The 20529-nt window shown below is 62.9% G+C and carries 22 protein-coding genes and 2 pseudogenes; 12 read left to right on the top strand and 12 right to left on the bottom strand.

What is annotated here, in order from left to right; genetic code table 11:
- Positions 1–135 precede the first annotated feature (135 nt).
- The 3 genes from nfuA (at position 136) to G9C89_RS19980 (ending at position 2877) form a co-directional block, all read left to right on the top strand.
- Positions 136–720, top strand: a complete 585-nt coding sequence (gene nfuA, locus G9C89_RS19990) for a Fe-S biogenesis protein NfuA (protein WP_172151395.1) — start codon at positions 136–138, stop codon at positions 718–720.
- Between the two features lie 199 nt (positions 721–919).
- On the top strand, positions 920–1918 hold the full coding sequence (locus G9C89_RS19985) for a response regulator (RefSeq protein WP_172151393.1): 999 nt from the start codon (positions 920–922) through the stop codon (positions 1916–1918).
- A gap of 2 nt (positions 1919–1920) precedes the next feature.
- Positions 1921–2877 carry a sensor domain-containing diguanylate cyclase gene (locus G9C89_RS19980; protein WP_172151391.1) on the top strand — a complete coding sequence of 319 codons (957 nt, stop codon included), beginning with the start codon at positions 1921–1923 and terminating at the stop codon, positions 2875–2877.
- Between the two features lie 33 nt (positions 2878–2910).
- Here the strand turns inward: G9C89_RS19980 and G9C89_RS19975 are convergent, their stop codons facing one another.
- From G9C89_RS19975 to G9C89_RS19945, 7 genes are all read right to left on the bottom strand, one after another.
- Positions 2911–4083, bottom strand: coding sequence for an MFS transporter (locus G9C89_RS19975; protein WP_256674338.1), 1173 nt, complete (start codon positions 4081–4083; stop codon positions 2911–2913).
- A 22-nt stretch (positions 4084–4105) separates the two neighbouring features.
- Positions 4106–4573 (bottom strand): HPP family protein, encoded by a 468-nt coding sequence (locus G9C89_RS19970; RefSeq protein WP_256674333.1) that lies wholly within the window; start codon positions 4571–4573, stop codon positions 4106–4108.
- Positions 4574–4607: 34 nt separating this feature from the next.
- Positions 4608–4880: a DUF1272 domain-containing protein gene (locus G9C89_RS19965; protein WP_172151385.1), complete on the bottom strand. Its 273-nt coding sequence runs from the start codon at positions 4878–4880 to the stop codon at positions 4608–4610.
- Positions 4881–4908: 28 nt separating this feature from the next.
- Complete coding sequence (locus G9C89_RS19960; RefSeq protein WP_172151383.1) at positions 4909–5904, bottom strand: GlxA family transcriptional regulator; 996 nt, start codon at positions 5902–5904, stop codon at positions 4909–4911.
- 175 nt (positions 5905–6079) lie between these two features.
- Positions 6080–6349 carry a hypothetical protein gene (locus G9C89_RS19955; protein WP_172151381.1) on the bottom strand — a complete coding sequence of 90 codons (270 nt, stop codon included), beginning with the start codon at positions 6347–6349 and terminating at the stop codon, positions 6080–6082.
- A 162-nt stretch (positions 6350–6511) separates the two neighbouring features.
- Positions 6512–7387 (bottom strand): hypothetical protein, encoded by an 876-nt coding sequence (locus G9C89_RS19950; RefSeq protein WP_172151379.1) that lies wholly within the window; start codon positions 7385–7387, stop codon positions 6512–6514.
- Positions 7388–7457: 70 nt separating this feature from the next.
- Positions 7458–8537 carry a patatin-like phospholipase family protein gene (locus G9C89_RS19945; RefSeq protein ID WP_172151377.1) on the bottom strand — a complete coding sequence of 360 codons (1080 nt, stop codon included), beginning with the start codon at positions 8535–8537 and terminating at the stop codon, positions 7458–7460.
- 176 nt (positions 8538–8713) lie between these two features.
- On the opposite strand from G9C89_RS19945, the gene G9C89_RS19940 reads away from it, so the two are divergent.
- Genes G9C89_RS19940 through G9C89_RS19925 form a run of 4 tightly spaced genes read left to right on the top strand, consistent with a single transcriptional unit; the run spans position 8714 to position 11330 of the window.
- Positions 8714–9022: a PepSY domain-containing protein gene (locus tag G9C89_RS19940; RefSeq protein ID WP_172151375.1), complete on the top strand. Its 309-nt coding sequence runs from the start codon at positions 8714–8716 to the stop codon at positions 9020–9022.
- Positions 9022–9336 carry a PepSY domain-containing protein gene (locus G9C89_RS19935; protein WP_172151373.1) on the top strand — a complete coding sequence of 105 codons (315 nt, stop codon included), beginning with the start codon at positions 9022–9024 and terminating at the stop codon, positions 9334–9336. The genes G9C89_RS19940 and G9C89_RS19935 overlap by 1 nt, the downstream gene beginning before the upstream one ends.
- Complete coding sequence (locus G9C89_RS19930; RefSeq protein WP_172151371.1) at positions 9337–10005, top strand: response regulator transcription factor; 669 nt, start codon at positions 9337–9339, stop codon at positions 10003–10005.
- A complete protein-coding gene (locus tag G9C89_RS19925; RefSeq protein ID WP_172151369.1) occupies positions 10002–11330 on the top strand; it encodes a sensor histidine kinase in 1329 nt (442 codons plus the stop codon). The genes G9C89_RS19930 and G9C89_RS19925 overlap by 4 nt, the downstream gene beginning before the upstream one ends.
- A 131-nt stretch (positions 11331–11461) precedes the next feature.
- Here G9C89_RS19925 and G9C89_RS19920 read toward each other — a convergent pair whose 3' ends face one another.
- Positions 11462–12142, bottom strand: coding sequence for a transglutaminase-like cysteine peptidase (locus G9C89_RS19920; protein WP_172151367.1), 681 nt, complete (start codon positions 12140–12142; stop codon positions 11462–11464).
- Between the two features lie 204 nt (positions 12143–12346).
- Here G9C89_RS19920 and G9C89_RS19915 point away from each other — a divergent pair, with 204 nt between their 5' ends.
- The 3 genes from G9C89_RS19915 to G9C89_RS19905 all read left to right on the top strand — a co-directional run bounded on the left by G9C89_RS19915 (position 12347) and on the right by G9C89_RS19905 (position 13329).
- Entirely contained in the window at positions 12347–12676 is a 330-nt protein-coding gene (locus G9C89_RS19915) for a hypothetical protein (protein WP_172151365.1), read from the top strand.
- Between the two features lie 252 nt (positions 12677–12928).
- The gene (locus G9C89_RS19910; RefSeq protein WP_390623851.1) at positions 12929–13129 is read left to right on the top strand and encodes an HD-GYP domain-containing protein; all 201 of its coding nucleotides are present in this window, start codon (positions 12929–12931) and stop codon (positions 13127–13129) included.
- Positions 13130–13155: 26 nt separating this feature from the next.
- A complete protein-coding gene (locus tag G9C89_RS19905; RefSeq protein WP_172151361.1) occupies positions 13156–13329 on the top strand; it encodes a hypothetical protein in 174 nt (57 codons plus the stop codon).
- A gap of 51 nt (positions 13330–13380) precedes the next feature.
- On the opposite strand, the gene G9C89_RS19900 is transcribed toward G9C89_RS19905, so the two are convergent.
- The 3 genes and pseudogenes from G9C89_RS19900 to G9C89_RS25595 form a co-directional block, all read right to left on the bottom strand.
- Positions 13381–13977, bottom strand: a complete 597-nt coding sequence (locus G9C89_RS19900) for an NADPH-dependent FMN reductase (RefSeq protein WP_172151359.1) — start codon at positions 13975–13977, stop codon at positions 13381–13383.
- 75 nt (positions 13978–14052) lie between these two features.
- Positions 14053–14568 (bottom strand): annotated as a pseudogene (locus G9C89_RS25600) (methyl-accepting chemotaxis protein); the annotation flags it as partial.
- A 342-nt stretch (positions 14569–14910) separates the two neighbouring features.
- A pseudogene (locus tag G9C89_RS25595) lies at positions 14911–15978 on the bottom strand (PDC sensor domain-containing protein); the annotation flags it as partial.
- 542 nt (positions 15979–16520) lie between these two features.
- On the opposite strand from G9C89_RS25595, the gene G9C89_RS19890 reads away from it, so the two are divergent.
- Together G9C89_RS19890 and G9C89_RS19885 are read left to right on the top strand one after the other, a co-directional pair.
- Positions 16521–17840, top strand: a complete 1320-nt coding sequence (locus tag G9C89_RS19890) for a Na+/H+ antiporter family protein (RefSeq protein ID WP_172151355.1) — start codon at positions 16521–16523, stop codon at positions 17838–17840.
- A 123-nt stretch (positions 17841–17963) separates the two neighbouring features.
- Positions 17964–19025, top strand: a complete 1062-nt coding sequence (locus G9C89_RS19885; protein WP_172151353.1) for an AI-2E family transporter — start codon at positions 17964–17966, stop codon at positions 19023–19025.
- 9 nt (positions 19026–19034) lie between these two features.
- Here the strand turns inward: G9C89_RS19885 and nuoN are convergent, their stop codons facing one another.
- The gene (gene nuoN, locus G9C89_RS19880; RefSeq protein ID WP_172151554.1) at positions 19035–20510 is read right to left on the bottom strand and encodes an NADH-quinone oxidoreductase subunit NuoN; all 1476 of its coding nucleotides are present in this window, start codon (positions 20508–20510) and stop codon (positions 19035–19037) included.
- Positions 20511–20529: the final 19 nt, after the last annotated feature.

The following is a 20529-nucleotide window of genomic DNA, read 5'->3' as shown; positions in this document are numbered from 1 at the left end:
GGCGACGCGTCTGTGTGTGGCAGCAGTTTCAAGGTGGCGGGTGGGGCTCGCTAAAACTATTCCGAGATAAACGCTCGGGCTTTATCGCAGCCCGGAGGTTGGCGTACACTGCGAGCATGTTTGCGAGGAGTTGCCATGAGCACCATTACCATTACCGACGCTGCCCACGATTATCTGGCTGATTTGCTGAGCAAGCAGAACACCACAGGCATCGGCATCCGGGTCTTCATCACCCAGCCGGGCAGCCAATACGCCGAAACCTGCATCGCCTATTGCAAGCCGGGCGAGGAGAAGCCGGATGACACGGCGATTGCCCTGGCCAGCTTCACCGCCTGGATCGATGCGGTCAGCGAACCCTTCCTGGAAGATGCCGTGGTCGATTACGCGACCGATCGCATGGGCGGCCAGCTGACCATCAAGGCGCCGAATGCCAAGGTGCCGATGGTCAACGAAGACAGCCCGCTCAACGAGCGCATCAGTTATTACCTGCAAACCGAGATCAATCCGGGGCTGGCCAGCCACGGCGGCGAAGTGAGCCTGATCGATGTGGTCGAAGACGGCATCGCGGTATTGAAGTTCGGTGGTGGCTGCCAGGGTTGCGGCCAGGTCGACCTGACCCTCAAGGAAGGCATCGAGAAAACCCTGCTTGAGCGCATCCCGGAACTCAAGGGTGTGCGCGACGTGACCGACCACAGCAACAAGGAAAACGCCTACTACTGAGGCGCCTGTTCAGTCAGTTCTGCGCAAGGTGGCCCATTGGCCACCTTTTTTGTTTCTATCTTTCAACCATTGGCTGGTGTTTTGCCGTAAAACTGCTGTCTATCGATAAGGTGAAATGCCAGCCAGATAACCGATTGATACCAGATACAGCTGATCTGCCGGGATCCCGGCCGGCAGACAACTATAAAAAGTGATGCGCATGACCGTCAGTACTCTGCTTATCTGTGACGACTCCAGCATGGCGCGCAAGCAATTGCTGCGCGCACTGCCTGCCGACTGGCCTGTCGCCATCACGCAGGCAGGCAACGGCATGGAGGCCATGGCGATTCTGCGGCAGGGGCAGACCGATGTGATGCTGCTCGACCTGACCATGCCCGAGATGGATGGCTATCAGGTATTGACTGCCCTGCAGAGCGAAGGCCTGTCCTGCAAGGTCATTGTGGTGTCGGGCGATGTTCAGGAGCAGGCGTTGCAGCGGGTCATGGCGCTTGGGGCGCTGGCCTTCGTGCAAAAGCCGGCCGATCCAGAGCTGCTCCGGCAAACCCTCGACCGCCTGGGGTTGCTCGCTAACAGTGCGAGTGAACTGGCGGTGCGCACGGTCGACGATGAGTCCGCCATCAATTTTTTCGATGCCTTCCGCGAGGTGGTCAACGTCGCCATGGGCCGCGCTGCGGCCTTGCTGGCCAAGCTGCTGGGCGTGTTCGTGCAATTGCCGGTGCCGAATGTCAGCCTGTTCGAGGTCGGCGAGTTGCACATGGCCCTGGCCGATGCCCAGCGTGGTGAAGGGCTTACCGCCGTATGCCAGGGGTTTATCGGCAGTGGCATTGCCGGCGAGGCGCTGCTGATCTTCCACGACTCGGAAGTGGGCGACATGGCCCGCTTGATGAGCGGTTTTTCCTCCGACTATTCCGAAATAGAAATGCTCCTGGATCTGTCCACCGTCTTGATTGGCGCCTGCCTGAACGGCATTGCCGGGCAGATCGATGTGCAGTTTTCCCAAAGCCACCCCATCGTGTTGGGCGAGCATGCCTCCATCGAGGAGCTGATCAAGCTCAACCGCCCGCGCTGGAAAACCACCCTGGCGGTGGAAATCAGTTACAGCATCGAAGGCCACCATATCCATTTCGACCTGCTGCTGCTGTTCACTGAAGACTCGGTGGCGCTGCTTTCCAACAAGCTTGCCTACCTGATGAACTGAACATGAACGAAAACCCGGATCTCAACGAGTTTCACTGGCTGCTGGCCGTGGTGCAGAGTATCGATGTCGGTGTCGTGGTGCTGGATCGCGAATACCGCATACACGTCTGGAATACCTTCATGGAGAACCGCTCGGGCCTGCAGCCCCACGAGGTTCATCAGCAGTCATTGTTCAGCCTGTTTCCCGAAATCGAGGAGAACTGGTTCCGCCACAAGGTCGAAGGCGTGGTGACGCTGGGCACGCCGGCTTTCACCATCTGGGAGCAGCGACCCTACCTGGTGAAGTTCAAGAACTACCAGCCAATCACCGGGCAGGAGGAGTTCATGTTTCAGAACACCACCATTCTGCCGTTGCAGGCCACCAATACCAGCATCGAGCATATCTGCCTGATCATTTACGACGTAACCAGTGTGGCGACCAACAAGCAGCAATTGCAGGCGGCTAACCTGCAGTTGCAACAACTCTCGCGCACCGATCGCCTGACCGGCCTGAACAACCGCGGCTACTGGGAAGAGTGCCTGCAGCACGAGTTTGCCCGGCACCGGCGTTATCAGAGCAAGGCCGCGCTGGTGATGTTCGATATCGATCATTTCAAGAAGGTCAACGACACCTATGGTCACCCGGCCGGGGACAAGGTGATTCAGGCCGTCGCCGAGGTGATGCGCGAGCAGGTGCGCGACACCGATTATGCCGGGCGCTATGGCGGCGAGGAGTTCGTGGTCCTGTTGCCGGATGCCGACAGTGCCGGTGCCATGCTGTTTGCCGAACGCCTGCGCCAGCGTATCGAATCCTTGCGGGTCACCTATGAGGGGCAGACCATCCCGTTCACCATCAGCCTGGGAGTGGCTGACCTGAGCGATCCCATCGAGAACTATCAGCAGCTGATCGAGCGTGCCGACCAGGCGTTGTATGTTTCCAAGGAAGGCGGGCGCAACCAGGTCAATCGTTACCATGCCTGAGGCTGTGCCTGGCGTCGCTGGCCGGTGAGCGAATCAAGAGTGGCGGGCAACTGCCTTGTTGCGTACCGGCAACAGCATCAGCAAGGCGATGGCTACCAGGGGCAAGGTGCCGATGTTCACCGCGCCCCAACCAAAGCTGCTGATCAAGGCGCCGGAGGCGAAGGAGGCGCCCGCCGCTACCGAGCCGTTGCTCAATTCCATCAGCCCTTGCGCATTGCCCCGTTCGGCTGCGCTGTGGCCGCTGGCAAGCAGGGTGGTGCCGGCGATCAGCATCAGGTTCCAGCCCAGGCCGAGCAGAAAAGAGCTGATCAGGAAGTGCGCCTGGGCCAGGCCGCTCAAGGCAATGCTGGCGCTGATCAACAAAATCAGACTGCCCAATACCGCGACCTTGACGCTGCCGAGTTTGTCCACCAACTGGCCGGCGACAAACGCCGGTAGGAACATGCCGAGCATGTGCCATTGAATGACTTGGGAACTGTTCGCCAGCGACAGACCGCAAAACTGCATGGCCAGGGGGGTGGAGGTCATGATCATGATCATCAGGCCGTGGCCGACCGCGGTGGTGGCGACGGCCGCACGGATCTGCGGGCGACCCAGCAGCTCGCGCAGTGCCGCCAGACCGCCTTTGCTCGGCACCGGTGCGGCGCCCTCGCGCAGTTGCGCCATCAGCAGCACGCCACCTAAAGCCAAAAGCGCCATCATCAGATAGGCACCGACAAAAGGTGTGCCCAGCGCGTTCTGCGACCACAGCGCCAGGCTGGGTGCGATCAATGCCGCGGCTACACCGCCGCCGATCACATAGGCACTGGCCCGACCTTGCTGGGTACTGTCCACGGCCTCCAGTGCGGCGAAGCGGTAGTACATCGCCGAGGCCTGGTAAGCCCCCAGCGGCAAGGCGGCCAGGCAGAACAGGCCGAAGTCGCCGAGCCACACCCCCAGCGCACCGAGCAGGCCGCCGACAATGCCGCAGCTGGCGCCCAGCATCAGCCCGGGCCGGCGACCGTGGCGCTGCATGAACAGCGACAAGGGCTGCACGGTCAGCAGGTTCCCCAGCACCAGTAACGCCAGGGGCAAGGTCGCCAATATGTTCAATGGCGCCAGTTGCAGCCCCACCAGCGAGGTGAGGGTGATGCCGATCATGTTGCAACCCCAGTACAGCGCTTGGCCGGTGAACAGCAGGGCGATCGACTTATTGCGCAACAGCAGCATGCGGGCATCCTCGATGGGCTTACCAATACTTGGGGTAGCGACTGGCACGGGTGGCGTTGTTGTACAGCAGCGCGACCAGTATCAGGAGCAGGGCGCCGATCAGGGTGGGGAAGAGCAGAAAACCCCAACCCGGCTGGGCGAGAAAGATGATCACCGGGTTCGAGCCGGCCGGCGGATGCACCGTACGGCTGAGCATCATCAATGCGATGGCAGTGCCCACGGCCAAAGCCAGGGACCACCAGTGCGGTCCGCAGAGCTGGAGAAAGGCCAGCCCGATGAATGAACTGAGCAGGTGTCCGCCAAGTACATTCCTGGGTTGCGAGAACGGCAGGTCGGGAAAGCCGAAGACCATCACGCAGGAGGCGCCGAAGGAGCCGAGGATCAGGGTCATCGAGAGCAGGTCATTGGCACTGGCGATACAGGCGATGGCCAGCACGCCACCGAGCCAGGCGATGGACACCTGTTTCAACGGAGGGCGAGGTGGCATGGCGACGGCGTCACCTTGCATTTTGCGCAGTAGATCAAGCATTGGACTCTCCTCGGGACTCGACTGTTTGCGGACAACCGCCAGGGACATGAATGCGTTCGCGGGATGCGGGATAGCGCTGCAGTTTGTCCGCCGGACGCCGCGGTCTGGGCAACAGTTCGCCGCCACAGTTAGGGCATGTGCCTTGCAGGCGCTGATCGGCACAGTCACGGCAGAAGGTGCACTCGAATGAACAGATCAGTGCCTCAGCCGAGTCGGCGGGCAGATCACGGTCGCAGCATTCACAGTTGGGGCGCAGTTGCAGCATGCTTGACTCCTGCTTGAATGATTCGGCTTCAGGCGAAGCGCTCGGCGTATTCCTGCGGGCTGACGGACAGGTGCTTGTGGAAGGTGCGGCGCAGGTTTTCCGGGTGACCGAAACCGGTCAGGCGCGCCACCGTACTGATCGACGCCTGAGCGTCTTGCAGTAGATTGCGTGCCGCTTCCAGACGAATGCGTTCGACATAGCGCCCCGGTCCCATGCCCAGTTCCTGGACGAACACCCGCGACAGCGTGCGTGGCGTCATGTGCGCCTGGGCGGCCAGCGCCTCCAGCGACAGGTCGTCACTCAGGTGCGCAGGAATCCATTCCAGCAAAGCGGCCAGACGCGGCACGCGGCTTGGCTCGGGCGTGAGCAGGGCGCTGAACTGGGCTTGCCCACCCGGCCTGCGCAGGAACATCACCAGGCGCCGCGCCACCGCCAGTGCGGTGACGCGCCCGAGATCGGCTTCGACCAGGGCCAGGGCCAGGTCGATACCCGCGGTTACGCCCGCCGAGGTAAAGACATGGCCATTGCCGTGCAGATCCTGCGGGTCATAGGTGTGCAAGCAGTTCGCGAGGACCTCGACGTCCGGATAATCCTGGCGCAGGTTGTCCGCATCGGCCCAGTGGGTAGTCGCACGGCGACCATCGAGCAGGCCGGCGGCGGCAAGGATCAGTGCGCCGGAACAGACCGAGCCCAGGCGGCGCACCTGCGGTTCGGCGGCACGCAGCCAGCTCAGCAGTTCCTGGTTCTGGCATTGGGCCTGTTCGCCCAGGCCGCCAGGAATCAGCAGGGTGTCGAGCTGTGCGGCGTCGATGTCGCGCCAGGCCTGTTCGGCCACCAGTTGGAAGCCGGCCGAAGTGGCGATAGCGCCGGCCTGTTGGCCAAGCACGACAAGACGATAGAACGCCGGCAAACCCTGGCGTTGGCGCTCGACATTGGCCGAGGCAAACACCTGCAACGGGCCGGTCACATCCAGGCTCATCACATTCGGATAGAGCAGGCAGGCAATGGTTTTCAGCGCATCCATGGGGGCGGTCTCGATGAGCGATGGATGCAGTCTGGCTCAGCGAAAGGGTGGCAACAAGGACAATAGGCCCACAGATATTGCCAGTTTGGCCCGCCGCAGATCGGACCAGGTCAGGGGTAGAGCACCGTTATTTGGCTGCGTGCGCAGCTTCACGGTGCTCGCAACAGCCTGAGAATTACTCCGGCATGCTCCAGGGAGCCAGGTCGTAACCCTGCTGGCTCAATTCGGCGCGGGACTTGTTCAGCACGTTGGCTAGCTGTACCGGGTCGCTATAGATGCTGCTCGACAGCTGGGTGCGGCCCAGTAGGCGGGTGCTGGTGCGGTCGATGACCGTCAGGCTGAGTTCGCCGCTGCCGTCTTGCGGAGCCCAGGCGACACACTGGAAAGGTTGAAAGGCGCGATCGGCGATCAGCAGTGCTTCGTTAAAACGCAGCGGGGCGTTCATGGGGTCGGTTTCTCCGAGGTAATCCCAAAAGTCTCAAGGGTCTGCGGCGTGGGTCGCTCGCTGGCCAGTCATAGTGTTGATGATATGAGTTGACCGTTAAGTCACATTAATGTTCGAAAAATGTGCATTTTGGCGAAGAAGCGTAGGTGCGTGTCGCCAACGTCAGGTGCCGCTCGCGACTCTTGCCACGTCCGCTTGGCCCCGATCTGCCTCGAGCCGGCAGGCCGTCAACATATGCCGCAGATAATGCGCGACGTAATTCTGGAAACGACGGTCGTCCCAGTAGGCCAGATGGCTTAACGGCGTATGGCGTTTGTACCAGGGGCCGACCGGCATGGCGCGGTCTTCGGCGACCACCGCGGCATAGGCGGGTACGGCGCGCAGGGGATAGCCAAGGACGTCGGCGGGCGCATAGAGGTTGAGCCAGCGGGCCTGTTCACGCACCGGCTGGCGCAGGCAATGACCGGGGAAGCGGATCGGCACCACCGTGTCGTAGGCGAAGGTGAACAGGGGGATGTTGCTGCCGAAGGTGATCAGGCCGGCGAGGGTTTCCAGGGCGAGAAACGGATCGTGCGGGCAGCTCGGGGTCTGGTTGATGCGCTGCTGATCCCAGACGAAGTTGGAAAAGATATGCCCGCCCAATGAATGCGCCAGCACCACCAGCGGCGTATCGGCATCGACCTTGGCGCGCAGGGCATTGAGGCCGCCGCGCAGGCATTGATGCACTTCTTCGTAGGTGGTGTCGTAGGCCTCGCTGACCTGGCGATAGCCACTGGCGTCGCCGAGAAACAGGGTGACGATGCGTCGCAGCCAGCGCCACCGAATCGGCTGGTCACGCAATTGGTCGAGAAAAGCCAGTTGGCGTTTATCCAGAACGCTGGCCCAGTGCAGAGTCTGGAAAGCGACTTGTTCGGCTTCTGCACCCAGGTGCTGGCGCAGGCTGGCAATCAGGCTTTGGGCAAAGGTGTGCTGGCCATCCTTGTCGCGGCTGTCTGGTTGGGTACCGATGCCGTGGATGATGGCGACCGCGAGTTTCATGGACATCCTTCCCTGGTTGAGTGCGAATTAACCTGACCGCCCGCGATTGTCGTTGCTATCACCCCGTGGGTCAAAGTGCCAGCATGCGCTCGGCCAAGCGACCGCTGTCCGCCAGTTCGAGGAACTCGTCACCCAGTCGCTGGCTTTCGTCCATGGCCTTGCGCCAATAGCGTTCGCGGCCGGCGTCATCGCCCAGATAACGGCTGAAGTCCTTGCGATCCGGCAGTTTGCCGTGGGGGAGGCGGGCCAGGTAGTCACGCGAGGGCGCCAGCAGCAGTACATCCTGCAAGCGTCCGGCATCGCCCCGGCGCCAGGGCATGCCTTTGTCGAACCAGCCCGGGATGACTTTGTCGGTGAAGTGCGGATAGAGCACGATGTCGTCGCCGCTGTAGGGCAGGTCGAGGTGGTAATCGAGCAGGCCGCCGTCCCGGTAGGTGCCCGGGCCGGCTCCGGGGATGTCGCGCACCCCTTGCATGATCATCGGGATCGACCCGGAAGCGAGCAGGGCATGGCGCAGGTTGGCGCTGTCCAGCGCCAGGTAGCGTGAAGGGAAGTCGTTCAGTTCCGCCAGCGGTGGAGCCAGGCGCGCATCGTGCAGAATCAAGCGCTCGAAGTGCCGGGCCAGGCGCGAGCGCCCGAGCAGGTTGTTGCCGATCACCGAGGACAGACCCAGGCCCAGCGTGCCGCGGTGGTCATGCCGGAGCAGGCCATGGCTCTTCACCACGACGATATTCAGGCGATAGTGCGGGTTGCTCAGCACCTTGGCGTCCTGGCCGGCCAATAGCTCTGCAAGCATCAGCCGGCAACTGCGCGAGACCTCGGCCATGCTCACGCCCTTGGCAAAGCGCTGCCCGGTATAGAGTTCGCCAAGGCGGCGTATACCGGCGACGGCATCCGGCAGACAGGCACTGGCGAAACGCCAGGAGCCGATCGAAGCCCCGATCAACGAGCGCTCGCGCGGGGCGCGTGGCAACCAGTCACCGAACAGGGCCAGATCCAGGCCCTGGATGCCCAGGGCTTTGGCTCCGCCGGCAGCACCAGGCAGAATGCCCACGTCGGCGGGTTGCAAGCCACGCTCGCGAATGCGCGCCAAGGCCCGTGAGCCGGCCTTGATCGTCAGGGCGGGGTAGTTGATTCGAATCGCACTCATGCTCGCCTCCGTCACGCCAGGTCGTGATTATAGAGCCCCTGGTTGACAGGCCAAGTCACTTGATCCGCTGAATGATGCCGGTACGGGTTGTCGCGAATTTGGCTGAATTCAGCTTGAGTTAAGTCCAGCGCAGTAAGCTCAACCCCCATCGAAGCATGCCCTTATGGAGACTCACCATGAAAGCCTTGATAGCACTATTTGGCGCTGCTGCCCTGAGCGTCGCTGCCGGGATCGCCCAAGCGCGTGACCTGGGCCCGGATGAGGCGTTGAAACTGCGTGATGCGGGCACCGTCCAGCCGTTCGAGAAGCTCAATGCCGCTGCCCTGGCCCAGCATCCCGGTGGCAAGATCGAAGAAACCGAACTGGAGGAAGAATACGGCCGCTACATCTACCAGCTCGAAGTGCGCGACGCACAAGGCGTGCAATGGGACATCGAACTGGACGCCAACAACGGCCAGATTCTCAAGAATCAGCAGGACGATTGATGCACACCGCTCTGCGCAACAGCGCGCTGTGCGGCCTGCTGCTGCTTGTGCTGAACGGCAGTGCCAGCGCCCGCGACCTGGACCAGGATGAAGCCTTGCGCCTGCGCCAGGCCGGGCACATTCTACCCCTCGAGCAACTGCTGGGGTTGGCCTTGCAGCATTATCCCGGCGCCACCTTGCTCGAGGCCGAACTGGAAGAGGAAGACGACATCCTGGTCTATGAAGTCGAGTTACTGACGCCACAAGGCGTGGTTCGCGAATTGGAGCTGGACGCTCGTGATGGACGCATCCTGAAGGACGAGGTAGACGACTGAATGCGCCTCTTGTTAGTGGAAGACCATGTGCCCCTGGCCGACGAACTGCTCGCCGGCCTGAGCCGCCATGGCTATGCGGTGGATTGGCTGGCCGATGGCCGCGATGCGCTGTACCAGGGGGCCAGCGAGCCTTACGACCTGATCATTCTCGACCTCGGCTTGCCCGGCACGCCCGGTTTGCAAGTGCTGGAGCACTGGCGCGCGGGTGGCCTGGCAACCCCGGTGTTGATCCTCACCGCACGCGGGTCCTGGGCTGAGCGCATCGAGGGCCTGAAAGCCGGTGCCGACGATTACCTGAGCAAACCGTTTCACCCGGAAGAGCTGCAGCTTCGGATTCAGGCATTACTGCGGCGTGCGCACGGCCTGGCCAATCAGCCGCAATTGCAGGCGGCCGGTTTGTTGCTGGACGAAAGCCGTCAGTGCGTCAGGCGCAATGGCGAGGAGATAGACCTGACCTCCGCGGAGTTTCGCCTGCTGCGTTATTTCATGCTGCATGCCGGGCAGATCCTCTCGAAAAGCCACCTGGCCGAGCACCTCTATGACGGTGAGACAGAGCGCGACTCGAATGTCATCGAGGTGCACGTCAATCACTTGCGTCGCAAAATCGGCCGGAAAACCATCGAAACCCGGCGCGGCCAGGGTTATCGGTTCAGTGGAGAGGCTGTTTGAAATCGATCCAGCAGCGCCTGAGCCTGGGCTTGATCAGCATATTGCTGGTGATTGGCCTGCTCCTGGTGCAGACCAGCCTGTGGCTGTTCGATCTCGGCCTGCGCAGTTACCTGCAAGCGGATTTGCGCGATGAAGCCGAGTCGCTGCTGGTTGCCATGGTGCGCGGCCCGCAGGGCATCCAGTTGAACGAACAACGCCTCAGCGCGGCTTTCCAGCGGCCATTCTCCGGGCATTATTTCCGTATCGACTTTGCCGACAAGACCTGGCGTTCGCGTTCGCTGTGGGACAGCGAGATGCAGCCGGCGTCGCAGCCTGGGTTGCAGGACGAGCTGGGCGACGGACCGCAGGGCCAGTTGTTACTGACCTACCGCGGTGACTATCAGCGCTTCGGCCAGCAGCTGTCGGTCCAGGTGGCCCAGGACTACACGCCGGTGCTGCAGAGCTTTCGCCGTGTACGGCAAATGGGCCTGGGCCTGGGGGTCGCCGCCTTGCTGCTGATCCTGCTGTTGCAGCGCCTGACCGTCAGCCGCGCACTGCGCCCGCTGGAACAGGTACGCCAGCAGATTGCCCAACTGCAACAGGGCCAGCGTAGCGAGCTGGACAGCCGCGTGCCCCGCGAGCTGGAGCCGCTGGTGGCGCAGATCAACCACCTGCTGGCGCACACCGAAGACACCCTGAAGCGTTCGCGCAATGCCCTGGGCAACCTTGGCCACGCGCTGAAAACGCCACTGGCGGTGTTGGTCAGCCTGGCCGGGCGTGACGAGCTGCAAGCCTATCCCGCATTGCGCGCCAGCCTGCTCGAGAGCCTGCAGCAGATCGAACAGCGCCTGGCGCGCGAACTGGGCCGTGCGCGGCTGGCTGGGGAGGCGTTACCTGGCGCGCACTTCGTCTGTGCCGAGGAGCTGCCAGGGTTGTTCGCCACCCTGGCGATGATCCACAACCGTGGCTTGCACCTGGATTGGCAGGCGGCAGCGGGCTTGCGTCTGCCCTGGGATCGCGAGGATATGCTCGAATTGCTCGGCAACCTGCTGGATAACGCCTGCAAATGGGCGACCAGCCAGGTGCGTTTGCGTATCGAATGCACGGCCGAGGGTTACCAGTTCAAGGTGGAAGACGATGGTCCTGGCATCGATGCCGGGCAACGCGCCGAAGTCCTCAACCGCGGTACTCGCATGGATGAACAGGTTGCCGGGCACGGCCTGGGCCTGGGCATCGTGCGCGATATCGTCGATGCCTGGGGCGGGCACCTGGAGCTGGTGGACAGCCAACTGGGCGGTCTGTGCGTGCATATCCAGTTGCCACAACCATCGCTGCGCAAGGCCTGACGAATTAGGCACACCGATCTGCGAGGCCAGCAACGCTCACGCGCACAGGCTTTATGCCGGGTGTTGAAAGCGACCTGCCTGGCGCCTGGTCTCGGCGGCCTTGCCTGCATGTTGCCACGAATGGTTCGCCGCTAAAGACTGATCTTGCCCGCGTCTTCGCGTTTCATTCTGGCCATCAGCACTTGCCAGTGGGGCAGCAATTCGGTGTTGCCGGCCACCTGCAAGCTGCTCTGCTCGAACCGGTACAGGTGCGTGGGGCCAAAGGCGAACTGCATTTGCAGGTCGAGGCGCTCGTCGATGGGCAGGATCTGCGTGTGCAGATTGTCCAGCAGCAGGGGCGCTGCGCCATTATCGGGCCAGAAGCCCAGCACCATATGAGCCTGCTTGGCCGGGGCCAGGGTCGTGTAGACGAGACGCAGGCTTTGCTCGGAGATCCCGAGCAGGCGCAGGGTGAAGTACTTGGCCAGGGCGAAGTCTTCACAGTCGCCGGCACCCAGTTCGAGGGTTTCCAGCGGCGAGGCCCAGTAGTCGATCTGTCCCCACAGGTCCTGGTCTTCGCCGTAGCGAATCTGCGCATTGAAGAACGCGTTGACCGCCTTCAGCTTCTCGGCATCGCTCAGGTGTATCGACTGGGTGATCAGTGACTGCCAGTCCTGAATCCGCTGCGCCACCTGTTCATTGCGCTGCTCTTTCGGTGGTTGCGGCATTGCCTTGGCCGTTCCCATGATCAGCCCTCCACCGAGCAGCAGGCCGGCCAGAATCTGCCGCCGGCGACCGAGCAAAATCAATAAAAAGCAGTGAACTCCGCGCAAACGGCGCTCCTTCAAAGGCAACAAGACAAGTGGCAAGCAATTGCCTGCCGGATGTTGACAGGCATTGACACCATAAAGCCAGGGCCTGGCTAGGGGCAAGGCACGCTTGTCGGATGCGCCGAGCGCTCCCGACGGATTGCCTTGTAACAAAGCGCCTCGTCAATACTCTGAATAATGGGTAAAGCATTTGTGGAGGACGGCAGCATGAAAACGATATTGCAGACGATGGTACTGGCCGCGCTGGTGATGGGGGCGGCCGTAACCACGGTACAGGCTGACGAAGCAAGTGGGAGCTGGCTCGATGACGGTTCGTTGCTGCTGGCCGAAGGCGGCGGTGATCGACTGAGGGACTTTTTCTTGCGGCGAGAACCGCTTATTACCAATCGTGCCCGCGAGGACTCTGGTGAGCGCTTTGTTCAGATGATTGAGGAGCAGCCCACTGCCGCGGGTACTGCGCGTGAGCAGCGGGACCAACGGATCGAGAAGTCGGAACCTGGCATCCTGAAGGACCGAGTGCTCTACGGCCCCCATTGATGGCCTGGGCTCCGTTGCCTGAAACAGGGGGGCGATGCCAACAAAGCCGGCATTACCCACCCCTCGGCACAGGGACGTGCCACCCAATTTCTGGGGCGTGGAGGCGTTGAAAAAACTTCCTACTACCTTGCCGCGTATTTCTACCCCTGGCCCTGGAGGCTCGCCGGTCTTCTCACTCTGGGTGCTTGGCAAGGCGGCGGGGCTGCCCTCAGCCGATGTGGTTCGATCCAGCCTGGGCATTTTTCTGCATGATTGGGCAAGACCGTCATCCCCGACGCCATGCTGCGCAAGACCAGTGCCTTGACTGAAGACGAGTTCGCCGTCGTACGCACCCACCCGGGGATGGGCTGGCGCATGCTCGTCGGCAACCCATTGGCCGATCCGATCAAAGAGGAGGTCTACAGCCATCACGAACGCCCCGATGACGCGCCAGCGCCACGGTCGAGGGTCTGATCGACAGCCTGAAAGGCCGTTATACCTTGCTCACGATCACCCACAACCTGGCCCAGGCACGACGCCTGGCCGATTACGTGGCGGTGTGCTGGGTGCGCGATGGCTGCGGTGGCGTGCTGGATAGCGGCCCGGCCGAGCAGTTATTTGCAAGCGTACGAGACAGCTTGGCCCATCGTTATCTGAACGGGATGCTCTGCTGACGGTTTGGTGCGTTAGCCGCTACTCGAACTGCACCGACCGAGGCGCTGCCGTCACATGCCGTTGGCAAACGCCGGGTTGCTCATGTCGATGCTTGCGCGCACGGGCTGCAGGGCCTTGGCGTATTTGCCCAGGATATCCAGGTCATAGTCGATGCGGCCGCGCAGGCGCTGGTCGTCTTCGCTGGCGGGCTCGGGGCTGTTGAGGACTTGTTCGACCTGGCGCACGATCAGGTGCTCGGGGACGTAGCAGAGACGACAGTTCTTGTAGCTGGAGGCGCGCAGTTCGCTGATCGGGTAGGCGCCACCGGCGCCGGATGAAACGCCGACCAGCAGGCCCGGTTTGTGCGCCAGCTCGGCTTTGCTGACGTAGATGAAGAAGTTCTTGATCGCCGGGCAGGCCATGCCATTCCACTCGGGGGCGACGATCACCACGGCATCGGCGTTTTTCAGCTGTTGGCTATAGAGCTTCCAGGGGCCGGCATCCTCGGCGGGCCACAGCGGCAGTGGCGCCAACCCCAGGTCGATCACGCAGCTCAGTTGGTCGGTGGTCAGTTCGAGTTGAATCAGGCGCTGGCGCAGGAAGCGGGCGACCTTGCCCGATTGGCTGTTGTTGCGGCCGGAGCCGGCAACCAAGGCGATGTTCAGCATGCAGGTATCCCACAGAAATTGATCGCCCAGGCTAGCGGCCGCGGCCTGGGCGGCAAGGCATAAGGTAGCAACCGGTCAGACGCGGAACTGATCCATCAGGCTCTGCTGCTGGTTGGCCAGGTGGTTGAGGTTGTGGCTGACCTGGGCCGACTCGTCGGCTTGCCCGGCCATGGTTTCGGTGACGTCGCGAATCGAGGCGACGTTGCGGTTGATCTCTTCGGCTACCGAGCTTTGTTCCTCGGCCGCGCTGGCGATTTGCAGGTTCATGTCGGTGATCACGCTCACCGCCTGGCTGATCCGCTGCAGCACGGCCACTGCTTGTTCGACCTGTTCGACGCTGCCCTGGGCCTGGCGGTGGCTGCTGTGCATGCTACTGACCACCTCGCGGGTGCCCTTTTGCAGGCCTTCGATGACCTGGCGGATTTCCTCGACCGAGTCCTGGGTGCGTTTGGCCAGGTTGCGCACTTCATCGGCGACTACCGCGAAGCCACGTCCGGCCTCGCCGGCACGGGCCGCTTCGATGGCGGCGTTGAGGGCCAGCAGATTGGTCTGCTCGGCAATCGAGCGAATCACTTCGAGTACCGAGCCGATCTGCTCGCTGCTGTTGGCCAGGCCTTCGACTTCCTGCATGGCGACGTTCATTTCGTTGGCCAGCAACTCGATGGCCGCGGTGGTTTTGCCGATCACCCCGAGGCCTTCGCGACTGGCCTGGTCGGCGCTGCGGGCGGCGTCGGCGGCTTGCGCGGCGTTGTGCGCCACGTCATGGGCGGTGGCGCTCATTTCCTGGAAGGCGGTGGCCACCTGGTCGACCTCGCGGAACTGCTGCTGCATGCCGGCGCTGGTCTGGCTGGCGATGGCGGCGGACTGGTCGGCAGTGCCGCGGGCGTCCTGCACGCTGCGTTTGACCTCGGCGATGATCGGCTGCAGCTTGTCGAGAAAGCGATTGAACCAGCCCGCCAGCTCGCCCAGTTCGTCCTGCCTGGGGTAGTCGAGGCGACGGGTCAGATCACCTTCGCCGCTGGCGATGTCTTTGAGCATGGCGGCGACACCCAGGATCGGCCTGGTCACCCCGCGAGCGGTCAGCCACACCAGCAGCAGGCCGAGGAGCATGGCCAGCAGGCCGATGGTCAGCGCCACGGCGCTGTCGCCGGTGCGGCGCTGATCCAGCTGCCGCTCCAGTTGCAGGGCAGGCGCGAGCAGTTGTTGCTCGGGCACTTCGAGCAATACGCTCCAGGGCTTGGCCTCGGGAATCGGTTTGAACGGCTGCAGCACGCGGAGCATCTCGCCGTGCTGCAATTCGGCGGCTTGGCCGCTGCCGATCAAGGGCCGCAACTCGCCAGCATGCCCGCTGTAAGCCTTCTCGACCGCACTGCTGAGCAGGCTGGCATCGCGGCTGTGGCCGGCCAGCAATGCCGCCGGGCTGAAGATGCTGACGTGGCCGGCGCCGTCATAGAGTTCGCGGTTGGCTTGCACGCTCAGCTGTTGCAGGCTGTCCAGGCTGATGTCGAGGCCGACCACGCCGATCACCTTGCCGTCCAGTTCGAGCGGGAAGGCGATGCTGGTCATCAGCACCTGCTGGCCGCCGACTTCGTCGTAGTAGGGTTCCAGCACGCAGGTCGTGCCGCTGTCGCGGGGACAGGTGTACCAGGCGTTGTAAGGGTCGCCACTGGGGCCGGTCTTGGTGTCGCTGAGCATCTGTTCGTTCATCGACTCCGATTCCAGTTGCCCCGGCTTGGGTTGCGCCCAATACAGCGAGAAGCGCCCCTGGTCGTTGCTGCCCAGTTCGGCCTGATCGGCGAACAGTTCGTCCTTGCCATCCAGCCCATTGGGTTCGAATACCAGGTACAGGCCGAGCAGCGAGGGGTTGGCTTCCAGGCTGCTGCGCGCCTGGCGGGTCAGGTCTTCGCGCAGGTCGAATGCATCGAGGAAACGCTTCTGCGCCTGGTCGCGCAGGAACAGGATTTGCCGGGAAAAGCCTTTGCCGTACTGGTAGGTGTCCATGAAATAGCGCTGGATGCGCATCGCCTGTAGCTCGCCACGGGCCTGCAGGCGCAGCTTGGCGCTGTCGGCCAGCATGCTGCTGCTGGCACTGCGCACCAGTTCGGCACTGCGGGTGGCTTGATAGAGCGAGGCACCGACCAGCAACGTCACGATCGCCAGCAGGCACAGGCCGGCAAGCAGGGTGATTTTCCACTGGATCGAAAGACGGCTGAACGGCATGGAGCACTCCTTACACGGTTGTTCTACTGCTTGGCTATCGGCGCGGGCGTGGTTTTCTTGATCGAACCGGCGGCGAGGGACGGTTCGGGGCAGACAGCACCGTGACGCGCGGTGTTTTTGACAGTCCAGGACGCTTGCGGCAGAGTACGCGGCCTTTTCGCGGCGCAGTGGCGGACTTTCTGGCTGACGTCGGTTTGCAACCCGGTAGGAGCGGGCTATGCCCGCGATCCGCGAATTTCGCGGCCATGGGCCTAGGTGGCCCCGCCGCTCCTACGGGGGGCCGCGTTATCCGATTTCTCCAGCAACGCTTCTTGGGAGCACTCATGAATGCAGTAATCGCAGCGGTCGGCATCATGCTGATCCTCAGCCTGTGCCGCGTGCACGTGGTGGTCGCGCTGATCGTCGGCGCCCTGGCCGGAGGTGTGCTCGGCGGCCTGGGGCTGGAGGGTTCGCTGGCGGCGTTCAACCAGGGGCTGGGCGGCGGCGCCACGGTGGCGCTGTCCTATGCCTTGCTCGGTGCCTTCGCCGTGGCCATCGCCAAGTCCGGCCTGGCTCATGCGCTGGCCGACAAGGCCCTGGCACTGGTCGGCAAACAGGATGCGCAGGGCGGCGGGATGCTCAAGTGGCTGTTGATCGCCTTGCTGCTGGCGGTGGCGATTGCCTCGCAGAACGTGCTGCCGATCCACATCGCCTTCATTCCGCTATTGGTGCCACCGTTGCTCTATGTGTTGAGCAAGCTGCAACTGGATCGCCGGCTGATCGCCTGCGTGCTGACCTTTGGCCTGATTACGCCCTACATGTTCCTGCCGGTGGGCTTTGGCGGCATCTACCTCAATGAAATCCTCCTGGCCAATGTGGCCAAGGCCGGGGTGGATGTGACTGGCGTCAGCATCACCGAGGCCATGGCGATTCCGGCCCTGGGCATGCTGTTCGGCCTGCTGGTGGCGGTGCTGTTCAGCTACCGCAAGAAACGCGTCTATGACCTGGCGAAGATCGAGCAGGCCGAGCGCATCGATGTGGCCTACAACCCGTTGAGCCTGCTGGTGGCCGGTGTGGCCATTGCCGCGGCATTCGTCGTGCAGTTGTGGCTGGACTCGATGATCATCGGCGCCCTGGTCGGTTTCGTGATTTTCTCGGTGTCCGGGGTGGTGCGCTGGAAAGAGGCCGATGGCCTGTTCACCGAAGGCATGAAGATGATGGCGATGATCGGCTTCATCATGATCGCCGCCGCCGGTTTCGCCGAAGTGATGAAGGCCACCGGCGAGGTCAAGACCCTGGTCGACAGTGCGGCCGAGCTGGTGGGGCAGGACAAGGCCTTAGGCGCATTGCTGATGTTGCTGGTCGGCCTGCTGGTGACCATGGGCATCGGTTCGTCGTTCTCCACCGTGCCGATCATCGCGGCGATCTTCGTGCCGCTGGGCGTGCAACTGGGTTTCAGCCCGCTGGCCATCGTCTGCATCGTCGGGACTGCCGGCGCCCTGGGCGATGCTGGATCGCCGGCCTCGGACTCGACCCTCGGACCGACCTCGGGGCTGAATGTCGACGGCCAGCACAACCATATCTGGGACAGCGTGGTGCCGACCTTCCTGCACTACAACCTGCCGCTGCTGGTGTTCGGCTGGGTCGCGGCGATGCTGTTGTAAGGCAATGCAGGCTGCCCGGGTTTGGCGGCTGGTCGACAAATAGCCGGGCCTGTCGGCGCTGGGCTGGCACTTGACGGCTATGCTGCTGACTAAGCAGAAATTTCCTTATGCCAGTACTCAGCCATGTCGCCGCCCAGTATTGAACAAAAGACTTTCCTGATCCTGTTGGTCGGCGTGACCCTGGCCTTCGGCTGGCTGCTCCTGCCGTACTACGGTGCGCTGTTCTGGGCCGTGGTACTGGCGGTGGTGTTCGGCCCGGTGCAGCAGCGTCTGGTGCTGCGCCTGGGTGGGCGGGGCAATATGTCGGCGCTGCTCACCCTGGTTATCTGCCTGCTGGTCGCGGTGCTGCCGGTGATCGTGATAATCGGCATGCTGATCCAGGAAGGGGGCTCCATCTACCAGCGTCTCGAGTCCGGGGAGCTGGATATCGGCATGTATGTGGCACGGCTGAAGGACATGCTGCCGTCGTTCCTGCAACGTCTGCTCGACAGCTTCGGCCTGGGCAACTTCGATGACCTGCGCGAGCGAATCCTCAGTGCTGCCCTTGAGGCCAGTCGGTTCCTCGCCACCAAGGCCTTCGACATCGGCCAAGGCACCTTTCACTTTGTCGTCGCTTTCTTCGTGATGCTCTACCTGCTGTTCTTCTTCCTGCGCGATGGCCCGGAACTGACCCGCAAGCTGCGCATGGCGATTCCGCTGGGTGCCACGGAAAAGCGGCGTCTGCAGATCAAGTTCACCCGGGTGGTGCGTGCCACGGTGAAGGGCAATATTGTCGTGGCGATTATCCAGGGCTCTGTCGGCGGGCTGATCTTTTTGCTGTTGGGTATCCCCAGCCCATTGCTCTGGGGCGTGCTGATGGCGTTTCTGTCCCTGTTGCCGGCGGTGGGTTCGAGCATCGTCTGGGCGCCAATTGCCGCTTACCTGCTGCTCAGCGGCAGTTTCTGGCGAGGACTGGTGCTGGTGTTCTGCGGGATCTTCGTGATTGGCCTGGTGGACAATGTCCTGCGGCCGCTATTGATCGGCAAGGATACCAAGATGCCGGATTATCTGGTGCTGATCTCCACCCTCGGTGGGCTGACGGTGTTCGGCCTCAACGGTTTTGTCATCGGCCCCTTGATTGCCGCGCTGTTCATCGCCACCTGGGGTCTGCACGTCAATGACCAGGACACCATCAATCTGCCCTGAACCGGGCGTTCACCGCATGAGTCCCGCCAGCCCGGCGTGCTGCACCAGATCCAGCAGCGGTTGCGGGTAGACGCCGAGCACGAAGGCCAGCAGGGCAACCAGCAGCAGCATGATCCCGCCAGCCCGCTGGCCCCAGTTGAACGGCGCATCGTGGCGGCGCAGGTTGGGCTCGACCATGAACAGGGTGACCATCACCCGCAGGTAATAGAACACCCCGATCGCACTACCCAGTACCAGGGCGCCGAGCAGCCACCAGAGTTCGGCCTGCACGCCGACGGTGATGATGTAGAACTTGCCGATGAAGCCCGCGGTCAGCGGAATGCCCGCCAGCGACAGCATCATCACCGTGAGCACCGCGGTCAGGTAGGGCCGCCGCCAGAACAGCCCGCGGTATTCGTAGAGCGCATCGCAGTCGCGGCCGTTGTAGGGCGTGGACATCAGGGTGACCACGCCGAAGGCGCCGAGGGTGGTCAGCACGTAGGTGGCCAGGTATACGCTGACCGCTTCCAGCGCCATGCCCTCGCTGGCGATCAGGGCGACCAGCAGGTAGCCGAAGTGGGCAATCGAGGAGTAACCGAGCAGGCGCTTGAGGTTGCTTTGCAGCAGGGCCAGCAGGTTGCCGAAGAGGATCGAGGCGACCGCGATCAGCGCCAACAGATCGTGTAGCGCCGGGCTCGCGGCAGCGGGCGACAGCTGGAACAGACGCAGCAGCACGGCGAACACCGCGACCTTGCTGGCCGTGGCGAGGAAGGCGGCGACCGGCGCCGGCGCGCCCTCGTAGACATCCGGTGTCCACAGATGAAAGGGTACCAGCGACAGCTTGAACGCCAGGGCGACCAGCATCATGCCCATGCCCAGTTGCACCAGTGGGCCTGGCTGCGCGGCTGGTGCCAGGATGGCGCCGATCCCGGCAAAGCTCAGGGTGCCGGCGTCGGCATACAGCAGGGCCATGCCGAACAGCAGGAACGCGCTGCCTGCAGCCGACAGCACCATGTACTTGAGGCCGCCTTCCAGCGAGCGCTTGTTGAAGAAGGCATAGGCGACCAGCCCGTAGGTCGGCAGCGAGAGCAGTTCCAGACCGATGAACAAGCTCGCCAGGTGCTGCGCGCTGACCAGCACCAGGCCGCCGGCGGCGGCCAGCAGCATCAGCAGGTACAGCTCTTCGCGGTTGCCCGGGTAGCCCTTGCCGGATTCGCCGCCCAGGTAGGCATGGCTCAGCGTCACGCAGGCCAGCGTTGCGGCCAGTACCAGGGCCATGTAGTAGCAGGCGAAGTTGTCCACCTGCAGCAGCGGGGTAACCTCGATGGGGGCGACTTTCAGGGCCGGGAGGATCGACAGCAGGGCCAGGTTGAGACCAATCACCGACAGGCCAAAGGTCCAGGAGTGGTGGCGCTTCCAGGCGATGGCCAGCATCACCACGATGATGGTCGCGCTGGTGACCAGTAGCGGCAGCAGGGCGATGAAGTGTTGCAGCGTGAATTCCACAGCTTGACTTTGCATAACA

The sequence above is a fragment of the Pseudomonas tumuqii genome (genome assembly GCF_013184545.1).
Lineage (GTDB): Bacteria > Pseudomonadota > Gammaproteobacteria > Pseudomonadales > Pseudomonadaceae > Aquipseudomonas > Aquipseudomonas tumuqii.
This window is presented reverse-complemented; position numbering and strand designations above follow the sequence as displayed.